General features: G+C 59.7%; 19 protein-coding genes. 8 read left to right on the top strand and 11 right to left on the bottom strand.

Translation table 11 applies throughout. The annotated features are described in order from the left end of the window. Window positions 1–69 precede the first annotated feature (69 nt). The 8 genes from modC to C9383_RS23510 all read right to left on the bottom strand — a co-directional run bounded on the left by modC (window position 70) and on the right by C9383_RS23510 (window position 6,153). Window positions 70–1,149 carry a molybdenum ABC transporter ATP-binding protein gene (gene modC, locus C9383_RS23480; RefSeq protein WP_090370949.1) on the bottom strand — a complete coding sequence of 360 codons (1,080 nt, stop codon included), beginning with the start codon at window positions 1,147–1,149 and terminating at the stop codon, window positions 70–72. Window positions 1,150–1,154: 5 nt separating this feature from the next. Further along, window positions 1,155–1,835 (bottom strand): molybdate ABC transporter permease subunit, encoded by a 681-nt coding sequence (gene modB, locus C9383_RS23485; RefSeq protein ID WP_090370951.1) that lies wholly within the window; start codon window positions 1,833–1,835, stop codon window positions 1,155–1,157. Between the two features lie 4 nt (window positions 1,836–1,839). After that, the gene (modA, locus tag C9383_RS23490) at window positions 1,840–2,592 is read right to left on the bottom strand and encodes a molybdate ABC transporter substrate-binding protein (RefSeq protein ID WP_090370952.1); all 753 of its coding nucleotides are present in this window, start codon (window positions 2,590–2,592) and stop codon (window positions 1,840–1,842) included. 111 nt (window positions 2,593–2,703) lie between these two features. Next, window positions 2,704–3,768 (bottom strand): NAD(P)H-dependent flavin oxidoreductase, encoded by a 1,065-nt coding sequence (locus C9383_RS23495; protein WP_090370954.1) that lies wholly within the window; start codon window positions 3,766–3,768, stop codon window positions 2,704–2,706. 71 nt (window positions 3,769–3,839) lie between these two features. Next, the gene (ada, locus tag C9383_RS23500; RefSeq protein WP_090370956.1) at window positions 3,840–4,922 is read right to left on the bottom strand and encodes a bifunctional DNA-binding transcriptional regulator/O6-methylguanine-DNA methyltransferase Ada; all 1,083 of its coding nucleotides are present in this window, start codon (window positions 4,920–4,922) and stop codon (window positions 3,840–3,842) included. Window positions 4,923–4,997: 75 nt separating this feature from the next. Further along, a complete protein-coding gene (gene alkB / locus C9383_RS23505; RefSeq protein ID WP_090370958.1) occupies window positions 4,998–5,654 on the bottom strand; it encodes a DNA oxidative demethylase AlkB in 657 nt (218 codons plus the stop codon). Between the two features lie 3 nt (window positions 5,655–5,657). Continuing rightward, window positions 5,658–5,825 carry a hypothetical protein gene (locus C9383_RS28235; RefSeq protein WP_090370960.1) on the bottom strand — a complete coding sequence of 56 codons (168 nt, stop codon included), beginning with the start codon at window positions 5,823–5,825 and terminating at the stop codon, window positions 5,658–5,660. 25 nt (window positions 5,826–5,850) lie between these two features. Then, entirely contained in the window at window positions 5,851–6,153 is a 303-nt protein-coding gene (locus C9383_RS23510) for a DUF1883 domain-containing protein (protein ID WP_003191319.1), read from the bottom strand. Window positions 6,154–6,365: 212 nt separating this feature from the next. On the opposite strand from C9383_RS23510, the gene C9383_RS23515 reads away from it, so the two are divergent. The 4 genes from C9383_RS23515 to C9383_RS23530 all read left to right on the top strand — a co-directional run bounded on the left by C9383_RS23515 (window position 6,366) and on the right by C9383_RS23530 (window position 9,570). Further along, window positions 6,366–6,716, top strand: coding sequence for a hypothetical protein (locus C9383_RS23515; RefSeq protein WP_060752964.1), 351 nt, complete (start codon window positions 6,366–6,368; stop codon window positions 6,714–6,716). Between the two features lie 181 nt (window positions 6,717–6,897). Then, window positions 6,898–7,788 carry a glyoxalase gene (locus tag C9383_RS23520; protein WP_090370963.1) on the top strand — a complete coding sequence of 297 codons (891 nt, stop codon included), beginning with the start codon at window positions 6,898–6,900 and terminating at the stop codon, window positions 7,786–7,788. 3 nt (window positions 7,789–7,791) lie between these two features. Next, window positions 7,792–9,198: an alginate export family protein gene (locus tag C9383_RS23525; RefSeq protein ID WP_090370965.1), complete on the top strand. Its 1,407-nt coding sequence runs from the start codon at window positions 7,792–7,794 to the stop codon at window positions 9,196–9,198. A gap of 141 nt (window positions 9,199–9,339) precedes the next feature. Further along, a complete protein-coding gene (locus C9383_RS23530; RefSeq protein WP_060752967.1) occupies window positions 9,340–9,570 on the top strand; it encodes a hypothetical protein in 231 nt (76 codons plus the stop codon). 9 nt (window positions 9,571–9,579) lie between these two features. On the opposite strand, the gene C9383_RS23535 is transcribed toward C9383_RS23530, so the two are convergent. Next, window positions 9,580–9,861 (bottom strand): hypothetical protein, encoded by a 282-nt coding sequence (locus C9383_RS23535; RefSeq protein WP_060752968.1) that lies wholly within the window; start codon window positions 9,859–9,861, stop codon window positions 9,580–9,582. Between the two features lie 144 nt (window positions 9,862–10,005). After that, the gene (locus tag C9383_RS23540; RefSeq protein ID WP_060752969.1) at window positions 10,006–10,191 is read right to left on the bottom strand and encodes a hypothetical protein; all 186 of its coding nucleotides are present in this window, start codon (window positions 10,189–10,191) and stop codon (window positions 10,006–10,008) included. Between the two features lie 306 nt (window positions 10,192–10,497). Here C9383_RS23540 and galU point away from each other — a divergent pair, with 306 nt between their 5' ends. Both galU and gorA read left to right on the top strand, forming a co-directional pair. Then, window positions 10,498–11,337 carry a UTP--glucose-1-phosphate uridylyltransferase GalU gene (gene galU / locus C9383_RS23545; protein WP_060752970.1) on the top strand — a complete coding sequence of 280 codons (840 nt, stop codon included), beginning with the start codon at window positions 10,498–10,500 and terminating at the stop codon, window positions 11,335–11,337. A gap of 105 nt (window positions 11,338–11,442) precedes the next feature. Next, window positions 11,443–12,801: a glutathione-disulfide reductase gene (gorA, locus tag C9383_RS23550; protein WP_090370968.1), complete on the top strand. Its 1,359-nt coding sequence runs from the start codon at window positions 11,443–11,445 to the stop codon at window positions 12,799–12,801. On the opposite strand, the gene C9383_RS23555 is transcribed toward gorA, so the two are convergent. Then, entirely contained in the window at window positions 12,802–13,809 is a 1,008-nt protein-coding gene (locus C9383_RS23555; protein ID WP_090370970.1) for a DNA-binding protein, read from the bottom strand. Between the two features lie 181 nt (window positions 13,810–13,990). Here C9383_RS23555 and C9383_RS23560 point away from each other — a divergent pair, with 181 nt between their 5' ends. Beyond that, the gene (locus C9383_RS23560) at window positions 13,991–14,923 is read left to right on the top strand and encodes a site-specific integrase (RefSeq protein WP_090370972.1); all 933 of its coding nucleotides are present in this window, start codon (window positions 13,991–13,993) and stop codon (window positions 14,921–14,923) included. A gap of 133 nt (window positions 14,924–15,056) precedes the next feature. Continuing rightward, window positions 15,057–15,620 (top strand): alkyl hydroperoxide reductase subunit C, encoded by a 564-nt coding sequence (gene ahpC / locus C9383_RS23565; RefSeq protein ID WP_003191303.1) that lies wholly within the window; start codon window positions 15,057–15,059, stop codon window positions 15,618–15,620. Window positions 15,621–15,653 lie beyond the last annotated feature (33 nt).

Here is a 15,653-nt window from a genome sequence, read left to right on the forward strand (position 1 = left end):
GGATCAGGCCGGTATGTCTGATTGACCGCGGCCCTGTGCGGTGGTGCCAAAAACTTGTGCGGAGGCCGCTCAGGCCAATACCGCCACCGCCTTGATCTGTGCCCACAGTGTCTGGCCAGGGCGCAGTTGCAGCTGGTCGCGGGAGAATCGCGTGATACGCGCCAGCAAGGGCGTACCCCCGGCGTCCAGGCGCACCAGCACATGGGCGCTGTTATCCGCCCCAATCGTCTGGGTGACCGTCACGGGCAAGCGGTTGAGGATACTGCTGTGTTCTTCGGCTTGCAGGCTGAGGCTCACGTCCCGCGCCTGCACCTTGATACGCAGCTGTTTGCCCGGTGCCAGCGGTGCATGGGCGACGCGCATCGACAGCGCGCTGTCGGGAAGTTGCAGCGTGAGCAACTGGTAGTGCGCGTCATACGCGCTGACGGCGCCATTGATGACCACACCGGCGTCATCGCCCAGGGCCATGGGCAAATCGAGTCGTGCCAGGGTTTCACCGATAGGGCCGCTGGCCAGCGCCTTGCCGTCGCTGAGCAGCACGAGGTGGTCAGCCAACCGCGCGACCTCATCCTGGGCGTGGCTGACGTAGAGCAGCGGAATCTCCAACTCATCGTGCAGGCGTTCGAGGTACGGCAGGATTTCATTTTTGCGCTGGCTGTCCAGGGCTGCCAGCGGCTCATCCATCAATAGCAATTGCGGGCTGGTCAGCAACGCACGGGCGATGCCGATGCGCTGGCGCTCGCCGCCGGACAAGTGCTGCGGGTGACGGTCGAGCAGATGGCCGATACCCAGCAGTTCGGTGGCGTGAGCCATATCCACCCGGCGCAGCGCGCGTGGGATGCGCTTGAGGCCGAACTCCAGGTTGGCGCGCACCGACAAATGCGGGAACAGGCTGGCCTCCTGGAACACATAGCCGATAGCGCGTTTATGCGGTGGCACAAACACGCCCTTGCGGCTGTCTTGCCAGACCTCATCGTTGATTCGGATAAACCCGTCTGCGGCCCGCTCCAGCCCGGCAATGCAGCGCAAACAGGTAGTCTTGCCGGAACCGGAGTGCCCGTACAACGCCGTGACGCCACGGCCAGGCAGATGCAGGTCCACATCCAGGGCAAAAGCCGAATAACCCAGTTGCAGGCGTACCTCCATCATCGCGATCAGCTCCAGCCCATCTTGGTTTTACGGCTGGAGTAGAGCGCCAGCAATACCAGGAATGCGAAGACCACCATGGCGCCGGCCAGCCAATGGGCCTGGGCGTATTCCATCGCTTCGACGTGGTCGTAGATCTGTACCGAAACCACGCGGGTTTTGTCGGGGATATTGCCGCCGATCATCAGCACCACGCCAAATTCACCGACGGTGTGGGCAAAACCGAGAATCGAGGCGGTGATAAACCCTGGGCGCGCCAGCGGCAGGATCACCGTGAAGAAGGTGTCCCAGGGGTTGGCCCGCAAGGTCGCGGCGACCTCGAGTGGGCGAGTGCCAATGGCGGAGAACGCGTTTTGCAACGGCTGCACCACGAATGGCATGGAGTAGATCACTGAGCCGAGCACCAGCCCGGCGAAGCTGAAGGTCAGGGTGCCCAGGCCCAGCCATTCGGTGAACTGGCCCACATAGCCGTTCGGGCCCAGGGCCAGCAGCAGGTAAAAACCGATCACCGTCGGCGGCAGCACCAACGGCAGCGCCACAACCGCACCAATGGGGCCGCGCCACCAGGATTGGGTGCGCGACAGCCATAGAGCGATCGGAGTGCCGATAATCAGCAGGATCACCGTGGTCAGCGACGCCAGTTTGAGGGTCAACCCGATAGCGGAAAAATCGGCACTCGACAGAGGCATGCAGTTAGAGCTCGTAACCGTAGGACTTGATCACCGCAGCCGCTTTCGCGCCTTTGAGGTATTCGACCAGGGCTTTGGCAGCGGCGCTGTCCTTGCCTTTGTTGAGAATCACCGCATCTTGTTTGATCGGGTCATGCAGGGAGGCCGGAACGATCCACGCCGAACCGCTGGTGACTTTGCCGTCTTTGTAGATCTGCGACAGCGCGACAAAACCCAGTTCGGCATTGCCGGTCGACACGAACTGGTAGGCCTGGGTGATGTTCTGGCCTTCGACGAGTTTGTCCTTGACCTTGTCGGTCAAGCCTTCCTTGGCCAGCACTTGGGTGGCGGCCAGGCCGTAGGGAGCGGTTTTCGGGTTGGCCATGGACAGGTGCTTGAACGCGTTCTGCTTCAGCACATCGCCGTTGGCGTCCACGTAGCCAGCTTTGGCCGACCACAGGGCCAGGGTGCCGACGGCGTAGGTGAAGCGTGAACCCTTGACGGTGTCGCCTTCGGTTTCGAGTTTTTGCGGGGTGGTATCGTCGGCGCTCAGGAACACCTCGAACGGCGCGCCGTTCTTGATCTGCGTGTAGAACTGGCCGGTGGCGCCATAGGCGGCGACCAGTTTGTGGCCGGTGTCTTTCTCGAAGTCGGCGGCGATCGCCTGGATCGGTGCAGTGAAGTTGGCGGCCACCGCCACTTGCACTTCGTCAGCGTGAGCGGTGCTGAACGCCATGGCGGCGACAAGGGGGGCCAGGCGAGAGGCGCGGATCATCATGAAGCAGCTCCTTGGGTAGTACGGCGAGTCTCAGGTAGAAGGCGTTACCGCTATGTAGGGGAATATATAGCGGTTAGCCATCGCCGGTACAGTGCAAAGTCGCCTCGGGGGTCAGTTCCTCTGGAGTCTGGCCAGCGCCTGCTCGGCCAATTCGCGCGTCAGCGCATAACTGGACATCTCTTTGCCCAGGCGCAATGCCTGGCCGGACCACAGGTTGCTGAAACCCGCTTCATCCTTGGCCTTGAGCGGCATCAAGGCGCCGCCGGCCCTGGGGAATGCCGGAGCCGCCGGGTTGATCGCCCCCAGCTCGCGCATCACCCGGTTGACGATGCCTCGCGCCGGGCGGCCGGTAAACAGGTTGGTCAGCGCCGTTTCACTGGCTTGGGCATTGCGCAGTGCATGGTGATGGGAGGCGCTGACGTTGGCTTCGGGGGTGAACAGGTACGCGGTGCCAATCTGCACCGCCGCAGCGCCCAGCGCGAACGCTGCCACGATACCGCGCGCATCACCAATGCCACCGGCGGCAATCACGGGCACCTTCACGGCGTCGACGATCTGCGGGACCAGGGCCATCAGGCCGATCTGGGTATTGAGGTCGTCACTGAGAAACAAACCACGGTGCCCACCGGCTTCCACACCCATGGCAATGATCGCATCGCAACCATGTTGTTCCAGCCATATGGCTTCCTCTACCGTGGTGGCCGAAGAAAGCACCTTGGCACCGGTAGCTTTTACGCGGTCAAGCAAGCGCTTTTCCGGCAGGCCGAAGTGGAAGCTGACCACTTCCGGGCGGAACTCTTCGACCACTTCGCAGGCAGCCTCATTAAAAGGGGAGCGATTGGACTCCGGGGTGGGGGCATCGAAGTCGGCGCCCAGCTCACGGTAATAAGGCTCCAGCAGCGCCTTCCAGCGGCGGTCACGCGCCTCATCGGCCGCGGGTGGTTGATGGCAGAAGAAATTGACATTGATGGGCCGTACGTCGGCTTGACGAAGCGTGGTCAAGGCTTCGCGCAATTGTTCCAGGCTCAGCGCTGCAGCAGGCATCGAGCCCAGCGCGCCGGCCTGGCTGGCGGCGATCACCATTGCGGTGGTGGTACCCACGGCCATCGGGGCTTGAATGATGGGCACGTCGATGCCCAGCAGGTCGAGAATGCGCGTGTCTGGCCAGGTGCTCATGGGACGTGTCTCCAGCGTGAGTAAGACGTTGCGCTGTTTTAGCAGGGCCCTTGGCACTCGGCCAGTCTGTTTTATTCACTGGACGTCAGGGGTATTTCATGAAGGGGACACGCAGCGGTTTCCCGCTCCAGCAACTGCCGCTTGCGCTCCACGCCCCAACGGTAGCCCGACAGCTCGCCGTTGCTGCGGACCACGCGATGGCAAGGGATTGCCACCGCGAGGCTGTTGGCGCCGCAGGCCTGGGCCACCGCACGAAAAGACTTGGGCGCGCCGATGCGTTCGGCAATCTGCGCGTAGCTGGCGGTGGCGCCCACCGGAATTTCGCGCAGCGCTTGCCATACCCGCTCCTGGAACGCAGTGCCGCGCAGGTCCAGCGGCAGATCCAGGCCTACGGCCGGCGCTTCGATGAAGCCCACGACTTGGGCGATCAATTGTTCGAACTCACGATCCGCGCCGACGAGTTCGGCCTTGGGGAACTGGTCCTGCAGATCACGCACCAGCTTGTCCGGATCGTCACCCAATAAAATGGCGCACACCCCTCGCTGGCTCTGCGCTACCAGCACGGCTCCGAGTGCACATTGGCCAACGGCAAAATGGATGGTGCTGTTGGTGCCTCCGGCTTTGAAGTCGCGCGGGGTCATGCCAAGCAGTTGGTCGGCCGCCTCATAGAAGCGGCTGCTGGAGTTGAAGCCGGCGTCGTACAAGGCATCGGTCACCGAGTGCTGGCCTTTCAAACCGTCGCGAACCTTGCGCGAGCGCAACGCGCTGGCGTAGCCCTTGGGCGTCAGGCCGGTGGCCGCCTTGAACACGCGATGAAAATGGAATGAACTCAACCCGGCCTGGTTGGCGAGCGCTTCCAGGCTGGGCGGTGTTTCGGCCTGTTCGATTTGCTGGCATGCGGCGGCGACGAGTTGCCCATGGTGGGCGGCCAATTGGGTCTGGTCAGCGCAGGCGCGTTTGCTGGGGCGGTAGCCGGCGGCTTCGGCGAGGGCCGGGCTGTCGAAGAATTCGATATTTTCCGGGCGCGGCAGGCGCGAAGCACTGCTGGGGCGGCAGTACACCCCGGTGGTTTTCACCCCGTAGACAAACAGCGTGTCGGCTTTGGCGTCGCGGGCAACAATGGCCGCCCAGCGGGGGTCTTGTTCGTTGTTCATGACCTGCACTCTTGACGATTCACGGGCAGCTTAGCGGCGTAGATCGAGCTCGACACTCTCAAACTTGCGGTCAAATCAGCCGGCGGTGCGAAAGGTCAGGTTGATCCGCTGCGGGCCCATCACCGAGTGCACGCCCTCTTTGATCGGCATCACCCCATGAAAGCGCAAGCGATCGACGCCGCCCCAGACCACCACATCACCGTGGAACAGCGAGATTTTTTGGGGCTTGTCCCCGCGTTCATGGCCGCCGAACAGAAAAATCGCCGGCAGCCCCAGGGACACTGAAACGACGGGGGCGTTGTAACGACGCTCGTTCTTGTCCTGGTGCAAGGACATCTTGGCTCCGGGCACATATCGGTTGATCAGGCACGCGTCGGGTGCGAAGTCGGGGAAGCCGGCCTCCGTTGCTGCCAGGGTGGCCAGTTCGCGCAAGGCATCCGGCATCGCCGGCCACGGGGTTTGGCTGCGCGGGTCGACGGGGCTGTAGCGGTAGCCGCTGCTGTCGGTGGTCCAGCCCAGCTCACCACAACTGCTCAAGGCCGCCGACATGGTAAAGCCGCCGGGCGTTACCATTTTACGAAACGGCGACTGCGCCAATATCCGACGCAGCTCAGGCAGCAGACGCTCAACCCAGGGTAGGGCGTAGCCCCTGAGCACATAGGATTCTGCGCCAATTTGTTCGCGTCCCCTGGGTTGTTGCAGGGCGTCATCGGCGAACAAGTCGGCAGTCATGGCTTACAGCGCCTTGCTCACCGTGATGTCGGTGATGACATCGCCGGCATCATGGATTTTCGCCAGGGCTTGCTTGGCTTCTTCCACGCTGTTGCTGTGCAGTTGCGCGAACTCGAAGCGACGTTCGCCGTTGAGCTTGTACTTGATGACGTATTTGGTCGTGGTGGTCACAGCTTTTTCCTGTCGGTTATCCGGATCAGCTCAGTTTGGAGCTGGTACGACGAACGATGCGAATCTTGTGGGACAGCGCGGGTTTACGGGTCACGCTGATGGCGCGGCGCGTGACCACATCCAGGGTGATGTTCCAGAAGCCGGTGCTGGGCGCGGTGATTTTCGCCGGGAACTTGTCAAACGCACCGCCGTGGTAGGTGTGGCGGCCGCCATTCTTGAAGCTGCGAAAATTGGCGTCGCTCATCAGGCGGATATTGCAAGTCTGCGAGCATTCGATGACGACAATGTCTCCCTCGTTGAGGTGCTCGCGCTGATGAATGAATTTCATGGGGGTCTCCAGAAGGGCTTTTTCTGAAAAATCAGAATGATACGTAGGTTAAGATAGAGTTTATCAGCCCCAGCGCGTTTATTATCGGGCCGTCGTCGACGACTTCGACAATTTAAAACAGTTATTTACCGAGTTTTTAGGGATAAATCCTACTTTGGTGGGAGAAAATTCCTATATCCGCTGTCAGTAGGGTCTTTATCGGAGGTTTAAGTATGAAATGGAGTGTGTTGGTTTTGGCCCTGGCGCTGGGTGGGTGTGCTTCGGTTGCGGATATCAAGCAGACCCCGCCCACCTTGGTCGTCATCTCAGGGAAAAAACCACCGGAATATGCTGCCTGTGTCGTGCGTAAACTCGCAGCCACCCGCCGGCCGCCGCAGATTGAACCGCACAAGGATGGCGTGCAGGTCATTGTGCCGCAGAAATTCTCCTCGGATCCTTCGGCGATCTTCGAGATTGAAGAGCGTTCCAGCGGCAGCAGCATCAAGCTTTATGAAAGCATGTCCAATGTGCCGATCCGCCCGGGCGATATCAAGAAAGCCGGGGAGGATTGCATTTCCGGCTGAGCCGCCGCTTGCTCAAACACTTGAACCCGATAAAGAAGCCTGGTGCTGCTGTTGCTGCACCAGGCTTTTTTTTGCAGATGAATAAATTTTCATATTACTGCGCACATACGTCCTATCGACGATTGCGGTCGCTTCTTACGCTTGCTGGCGCTGAACCTCCTAAATCGTCAAGGGCATCTTTATGACTCCTTCATTCAAGCAACTTCTTCTGCCGGTCGTCCTCGGGATGGCGGTATCCCTTTCCGCTCAGGCTTCCACTGGCCCTGCGGTCGGAGCCCAGTACGACACCAGCCATGTCTATGTAGCGCCGGGCGATGTGGATCGTTTTGTGAAAAGCTTTGTGGCCACCTTCGGCGGCCAAAGCACCCCCCAGGTCGTGGTAAACGTGCTGCCCGTCCCCAGCAGTACGACTTCGCAGCTGGTGCAGACACCCGTCGGCACCGTGTCGCTGTTTGGTTTCACCACGCCGGTTCCTTACCCCTTTGGCGCCGAGCGTAACGGCTATCTCGTCAAGGATATGGATGTCGCTCTCGCCGAAGCAAAGCAACACGGCGCGGACGTGATCGTGCACGACTTCCCCGATCCGATCGGTCGAGACGCCGTGGTGCAATGGCCCGGTGGCGTGACGATGCAGCTTTACTGGCATAGCAAGGCGCCCAATTACGTTGCGTTCCAGAGCATTCCTGAAAACCGGGTATATCTCTCTGAGCAGCGCGCCGATGCCTTTATCAAAAGTTTCACGGGTTTCTCTCACGGCAAAGTCGTGGCGGATGAAAAACATCTCGACGGTGCGGTTGTCGGGGAGCCCGGCAAGACGATCCGCCGCGTAAAGCTTGAATCCGATTTCGGCAAGATGGTGATGTTCGTCACCGACGGGCACCTGCCTTACCCGTACGGCCGTGAAACGACCGGTTATGAGGTGAAGGATCTTGCGGCCACGCTCGCGAAGGCCAAGGACTCCGGTGCCCAACTGTTGATAGAACCCAAGGCGGAGCCTGATCGCCAATCCGCCGTGGTGGAATTCCCCGGTGGTTACGTTGCTGAAATACACCAGTCGCTCGCGAAGAAGTAACGTATGAACAGCCGTCCTTCGCATAGCGTGTATGCCTGGGTTCTGGCCGTGCTGTGGCCGCTGGGGGTTTCCAGCGGCTACGGCGCCGAGCCGCCTGAACGTCCTGTGCTTAAAACCAACCGTTGGCAGGAGGACTGGTCGGTCCTTCAAAACCCTGCGTTGAGAACCGAGCCGTTAGACGGTCTCAAATACCTGTCGCTGTCGGATACGGACCCGCAGCGTTATCTATCGTTCGGCTTGACGCTGCGGGAGCGGTTTGAACTCAATGACGCCAATGGCTTTGGTATCGGTAACCGCAAGCGTGACTCGTGGTTGATTCAGCGACTGCAGGTGCATGCCGATTTGCATTTGAACGAACATTGGCGCGTGTTTACCGAGCTGGAAGATGCCCGCGCCTTCGATAAGACAACCATCGGCGGGGCAGACCAGAACCGCCTGGATATGCGCTTGGCCTTTGTCGAGTACGTTGACAAGACGCCTGATCACACCTTCAAGGCTCGGGTGGGGCGGCAGGATTTTGCCTTTGACTTGCAGCGCTTTATTTCTTCGCGTGACGGTCCGAACGTTCGGCAGTCGTTTGATGCCGTATGGGCCGACTGGGAGACAAGCGACTGGCGCTTCATTGGCCTGGCCAGCCACCCCGTCCAGTACCTGGATGGCCGCCACTTCGATGACAAGTCCAACGCCGATGTGGCGTTTCATATGCTCCGGGTTGAGCGCCAGCTCGACAACAAGAATGAGCTTTCGGCCTACTACGGGTTGTACGAACAACGCCAGGCAAGTTATCTCGACGCGCAAGGTGACGAGACCCGGCACCTGTTCGATGCCCGCACCGCCGGTACCGAAGGGGCGTACGACTGGGACGTGGAAGCGATGGTTCAAACCGGTACGGTCGGTTCCAAGGACATCCGTGCCTGGGGTGGCGGTAGCCGTTTCGGCTACACCTTGCAGTCTGTGCCCTGGGCGCCACGGCTCGGGCTGCAGTTCGATGCCGCTTCCGGTGACCGTCACGCCGGCGATGGCACCCTCGGCACGTTCAATCCTCTGTTCCCGAATGGCTACTACTTCTCGCTGGCCGGTTACACCGGCTACAGCAACCTTATCCACGTCAAGCCGTCTGTAACGATACGGCCGATTTCCGACCTGTCTATCCAGACCGCTGTGGGCATGCTCTGGCGACAAACGACTGAGGATGCGGTGTACACCCAACCGAATCTGCCGGTAGCCGGAACGGCGGGGCGCGGTGGGCGCTGGACGGGTTACTACGACCAAGTGCGTATGGACTATGCATTCAATCGCAACCTGTCGGGTGCAGTTGAGGCGGTTCATTACGTTGTGGGCGATACGTTGCGCAATGCGGGAGGTGACGACAGCAACTACTTGGGCGTGGAGCTCAAATTCATGTGGTAGTCACACACTTTCCGGCGGTGTCGCACGCGGCAAGCGTGCTGATCGGGCAGGGCATCCGTTAAACTGGCGGGCAATCAACGCAAGAATGCCGCTCAAGCCCTTGGGCCTGCGCGGCATTTGTCTTTTTTTGGAAAGCCTGTCATGAAGCGTGAACACGTCAAGGCCCGCTACGCCGAGGGCCAGATTTCGGCTACCCACGTTATCCAGAATCCTGCCGACCTGGGTGAGTGGATTGTGTTCTTCAAGAAAAGCGGGGGGCGCAGTTACTTCCTGGTCGACGAACAGGATGAAGTCGAGTCATTCCCGCGACTGGATGACCTGATCGAGATATTGCGCGGTTTGGGCATCAAGTTCGCCGAAGTTCACCTGTAGTCGCGCCGCTTATTTGCACACGACCACGACGCTGCGGCTTTTGAAGTTGCCCACGTCTTTGCCCAGGGTCTTGTCGCTTTCGTTCAAGGAAGGCGTGCCTTCGGTGCCGACGATGCGGTAACCGGTGCCTGCGCAGGAGGCGTCCGCTTTCTCGTAGCAACTGGCCCAGGAGTTGGCCTCGCCCGAACAATCGATGGTCAAGCCTTGTTCGCCGTTTTTCAGGTAGGTATCGGAGGTGGTCGTACAGCCGGCCAGCGCCAGTACCGCAATCAGTGCCAGGAATTTGTTCATAGTGGGGTCGTCGTCGAGGGTGTTGGAGGAGCGCTGACACTGTCGTGGGGCGTTGGCAGCAGATTATAGCTAACTGCCACCTAGGTACAGACAAACACAAAAAAAGCCCCGTTGAACGGGGCTTTGTGTGCAAGTAGGCGAGGCTTATTTGCCCTTCGGCTTTTTGCTCGACGCGTGACCGGCCTCATCCACAAACACTTCGGCAACCTGGATCGCTTCGCGCTCGGTCGCAAATGTACCGGCGACGCTGTCGCCATGGAAGTTGATCAGGTGCCAGCCGTCTGCTCGCTGGGTGATCAGATAGCCGTTAACGCCTTTTGGTTCTGACATCTATGTCTCTCGTATTCGGGTTCAAGGGCGCCATCATAGCGCCAAATGCTGCCGTCCAGCGCAAGTTGTTGCAGGTCAGTGCCCAGTGTCGAAAAGCGTGCTAAAAAGGTTGCAGCGCCTCGAAAAGTGGGCGCGTTGGCTGTTTTAGTGTGCTGTTGGTGAGGCTCTTCGTAGGATTAGCGGAACTTACGTCGACATTTTTTCTCTTAGATGACATCGCAACGCCAGCAGGACCCATTGTAAGGTGGCTGCGGCCTGATTAGACTGCGCCGAATTCCGTACGCATAGCCCTTTGTAAGGACTCATATGATCAAGAAATGCTTGTTCCCAGCAGCCGGTTACGGCACTCGCTTCCTGCCAGCGACCAAAGCCATGCCCAAAGAGATGCTGCCGGTGGTGAACAAGCCACTGATTCAGTACGGCGTGGAAGAAGCACTGGATGCCGGCCTGAACGAAATCTCCATCGTGACCGGCCGTGGCAAACGCGCGCTGGAAGACCACTTCGACATCAGCTACGAGCTGGAAAACCAGATCAAGGGCACCGACAAGGAAAAATACCTGGTTGGTATCCGTAAACTGCTCGACGAGTGCTCGTTCTCCTACACCCGTCAGACCCAGATGAAAGGCTTGGGTCACGCCATCCTGACCGGTCGCCCACTGATTGGTGACGAACCTTTCGCCGTGGTACTGGCGGATGACCTGTGTGTGAACCTGGAAGGCGACGGCGTACTGACCCAGATGGTCAAGCTGTACCAGAAGTACCGTTGCACCATCGTTGCGGTCATGGAAGTGGATCCGGATCAAACCAACAAGTACGGCGTCATCGCCGGCGACGACATCGGTGATGGTCTGATCCGCGTACGTGACATGGTTGAAAAACCAGCACCGGAAGATGCTCCGTCGAACCTGGCGATTATCGGTCGTTATATCCTGACTCCGGATATCTTCAAGTTGATCGAAGAAACCGAGCCGGGCAAGGGCGGTGAAATCCAGATCACCGATGCCCTGTTGAAGCAAGCCAAAGACGGTTGCGTCATTGCCTACAAATTCAAAGGCCAGCGTTTTGACTGCGGTGGTGCCGAGGGTTATATCGAAGCAACCAACTTCTGCTACGAGCACTTCTACAAAACCGGCAAGGCTTACTGATTCACGCAAGCCCGCCCGTTTCAAGAGAAAGCCACCTTCGGGTGGCTTTTTCGTTTTTCAGCCCCATGTAAGTCGGTATGCTGATGTCCTGCCGAGGAGAGTGAAATGGCCTACGATTTTGACCTGTATGTAATTGGCGCCGGTTCCGGTGGCGTCCGCGCAGCACGTTTTGCTGCGGGTTTTGGCGCCAAGGTGGCCGTCGCGGAAAGTCGCTACCTGGGCGGTACCTGCGTGAACGTCGGCTGTGTGCCGAAAAAGCTGTTGGTCTATGGCGCGCATTTCGCCGAAGACTTTGAGCAAGCCAGTGGTTTCGGCTGGTCGCTGGGTGAAGCGAACTTTGATTGGGCGACCTTGATCGCCAACAAGGACCGTGAAATCAACCGCCTCAATGGCATCTATCGCAACCTGCTGGTCAACAGCGGCGTGACCTTGCATGAAGGGCATGCGCGCCTGGTGGACCCGCATCAGGTGGAGATCAATGGTGAGCGTTTCACCGCCAAGCATATTCTGATCGCCACGGGCGGCTGGCCGCAGATTCCGGACATTCCCGGACGCGAACACGCCATCGGCTCCAATGAAGCCTTTTTCCTCAAGGAGCTGCCCAAGCGCGTGCTGGTGGTAGGCGGGGGCTATATCGCCGTTGAATTCGCGGGCATTTTCCATGGCCTGGGCGCGCAGACCACGCTGCTTTATCGCGGCGACCTGTTCTTGCGTGGGTTTGATGGCGCGGTGCGCAAGCACCTGCAGGAAGAACTGACCAAGCGCGGCCTGGACCTGCAATTCAATGCCGACATCGAGCGCATCGACAAGCAAGCCGATGGCAGCCTCAAGGCCACGCTGAAAGATGGTCGCGTGTTGGAAGCCGATTGCGTGTTCTACGCCACCGGCCGCCGGCCGATGCTGGACAACCTGGGGTTGGAAAATACCGGCGTCCGCTTGGATGAGCGGGGTTTCGTCGAGGTGGACGAGCTGTACCAGACCGCCGAGCCTTCGATCCTGGCAATCGGCGATGTGATTGGTCGCGTGCAATTGACTCCGGTTGCTTTGGCCGAAGGCATGGCGGTGGCACGTCGACTGTTCAAGCCGGAGCAGTACCGTGCGGTGGATTACGCGATGATCCCGACCGCGGTGTTCAGCCTGCCGAATATCGGTACCGTCGGCCTGACCGAAGAAGAGGCGAAGAAGAACGGCCACAGGGTGCAGATCTTCGAAAGCCGCTTCCGGCCAATGAAATTGACGCTGACCGATTGCCAGGAGAAAACCCTGATGAAGCTGGTCGTCGACGCCGACACCGACAAAGTCCTGGGCTGTCACATGGTGGGGCCGGACGCCGGCGAGATCGTCCAGGGCCTGGCGATTGCGCTCAAGGCGGGCGCGACCAAACGGCATTTCGACGAGACCATCGGCGTGCACCCCACGGCGGCGGAAGAATTCGTCACCATGCGCACGCCTGTGGCGGATTGATCAGGCGTCGGGCGTTGCTTCGGGTGCCGCCGCAAGGGTGGCCGCCAACTGCAACGCCTCGATGCTGGCCTGGGCCTTCAGCAGGTCCAGTTCCAGGGTTTTTTGCGCGTGCTGACATTCACTGAGCGCCTGCTGGCGTGACTGGCTTTCCAGCAGCGCCACCCGCAAGCGTTCTTGCAGCAGGGTGCGTTCGCTTTCGATCAGGCTGAGCTGTTCGCTCAGCTTGAGTTGCTGGGCCTGCTCCTGGCGGTTTTGCTCCTGCTGGGCGGCCAGCTCCTTCATCGTGACCCTGTGCTCGATCAGTAGCCGTTCATTGTCGCGATGCAGTTGAGTGATTTCATCCTGGCGCACCAGGGCGCTCTGCTGGGCCTGACGCAGTTCTGCCTGGAGTTGCTGCAGTTGGCCTTCATGGCGCCGCTGTTCCTGCTCACGCTGTTCCTTGACCGCGTTGCGGTAGTGCTCAAGGGCATCCCGTGCATGCAGGTGCTTGTCTTCCAATGAGCGAATCTGCTCGTCCTTGTCGTTGAGCCTCAATTCGTAGTCGCTGCACGCCTGGCTGAGGCCCGCATTGCGGGTTTGTTCGGTCTGCAAGCTGGTGCTGGCGGTTTGCAGGGCGGCACTTTCTTCGGCGAGGGCGGCACCCTGGATATCGAATTGTTGTTGGAGCTGGCTGTGCGCTTGTTCAAGGGTTTCGAGCTGGGTGAGCAGGGCGGCTTTGTGCTGTTCGAATTGTGCCTGGGCCAGGTCGATGGGCTCCTGGGCTTTCTCTTTAAGGCGTTGCGCCAGGCGTGCGACCAGTTCGCTCAGTTCATCATCCAGAGGGGCTTGGGTAATGGCCAGGCGGGTTTCGCTTTCATCCAACTCCTTCAAATAGCGATGAATCGTGGTTTTCGAGCCGGTATTGCCCATTTCGATGCGTACCGCATCAATGCTGGGGTTTTCGCCGCGGGCCAGGATGGCCAGGCGTGCCGTCTGCACAACTGCTTTGTTTATGCCGCCGCGAGCCATAGGGTCTCCGTCGATTTGATAATGTGGTACGTGGTATGTATTTACGTACTATATCACGAACAAAACGTTGTTTAAATTCACGATTCAACAGATGGGATATTGGCGTATTATCCCGTGTGAATACCGTTTTGATCCCTGAAACGCGCCGCAGCAGTACAAGCAGTCGTCAAATAGGCACCTCATGAGCGATCTGGACCGTTACCTCAACGCCGCAACCCGCGATAACACGCGGCGCAGTTATCGTGCCGCCATCGAACACTTCGAAGTCAGCTGGGGTGGGTTCCTGCCGGCCACCAGCGACAGCGTCGCCCGGTACCTGGTGGCCCATGCCGGAGTGCTGGCGGTGAACACCTTGAAGCTGCGCCTCTCGGCGCTGGCGCAGTGGCATACCAGCCAGGGTTTTGCCGACCCCACCAAGGCGCCGGTGGTGCGCAAGGTGCTCAAAGGTATTCGCGCCGTGCATCCCGCGCGGGAAAAACAGGCCGAACCGTTGCAACTCAAGCAGCTTGAGCAGGTGATTGCCGCCCTTGAGGCCGAGGCGAAGCGGGCGAGCGAGGCTCAGGACCTGCCACGTTTACTGCGCGCCAAGCGCGACACGGCGCTGATCCTGCTCGGGTTCTGGCGCGGGTTTCGCAGCGATGAATTGTGTCGCCTGCAAATCCAGCACGTGCACGCGGTGCCGGGAGCGGGCATCAGCCTGTATCTGCCGCGCAGCAAGAGCGACCGGGAAAACCTTGGCAAGACCTACCAGACGCCGGCGTTGCTACGCCTGTGCCCGGTGCAGGCCTACAGTGAATGGCTGAGCGCCTCGGTCTTGGTGGCCGGCCCGGTGTTTCGGGGCATAGACCGCTGGGGCAACCTGGGCGAGGAGGGGCTGCACCCTAACAGTGTGATCCCGCTACTGCGCCAGGCCCTGGAACGTGCGGGCATTGCCGCCGACGCCTATACCAGCCACTCCTTGCGCCGGGGTTTCGCGACCTGGGCGCATCGCAGCGGTTGGGACTTGAAGTCATTGATGAGTTACGTCGGCTGGAGCGACATGAAATCGGCCATGCGCTATGTTGAGTCGACGCCTTTTCTCGGCATGACCTTGGCGACGTCAGCGTTGCTTTGAGATTTCTTCTATTGATATGGCCGCCTGATAGGCAAAAGCAATCGTCAGCATGAGGTTTGCCAATGAGCCATCGAACGAGAGAGTGGGTAGGATTCACTTCATCAACTTCTTAACCCCTGACGGAGAGTCAACGATGCCTATCATCAACAGCCAAGTAAAACCGTTCAAAGCCACCGCATTCAAAAACGGCAGCTTCGTAGATGTGACCGACGCTGACCTGAAAGGCAAATGGTCGGTAGTGTTCTTCTACCCAGCCGACTTCACCTTCGTTTGCCCAACCGAACTGGAAGACCTGGCCGACAACTACGCCGAATTCCAGAAGCTGGGCGTTGAGATCTACAGCGTCTCCACCGACACCCACTTTGCCCACGCTGCCTGGCACAACACTTCGCCAGCCATCGGCAAAATCCAGTACACCATGATCGGCGACCCAACCCTGACCATCTCGCGCAACTTCGACGTACTGATCGAAGAAGCCGGCCTGGCGGACCGCGGTACTTTCGTGATCAACCCGGAAGGTCAGATCAAGATCGTTGAACTGAACGACGGCGGTGTTGGCCGTGACGCTTCCGAGCTGCTGCGCAAAATCAAGGCGGCCCAGTACGTTGCTGCCCACCCAGGCGAAGTGTGCCCAGCCAAGTGGAAAGAAGGCGAGGCCACCCTGGCTCCGTCCCTGGACCTGGTCGGCAAGATCTAAGTCTGTGAAGTATCAAGGGCGGGTTTCCGCACC

The organism is Pseudomonas palleroniana (assembly GCF_003031675.1).
Taxonomy (GTDB): domain Bacteria; phylum Pseudomonadota; class Gammaproteobacteria; order Pseudomonadales; family Pseudomonadaceae; genus Aquipseudomonas; species Aquipseudomonas palleroniana.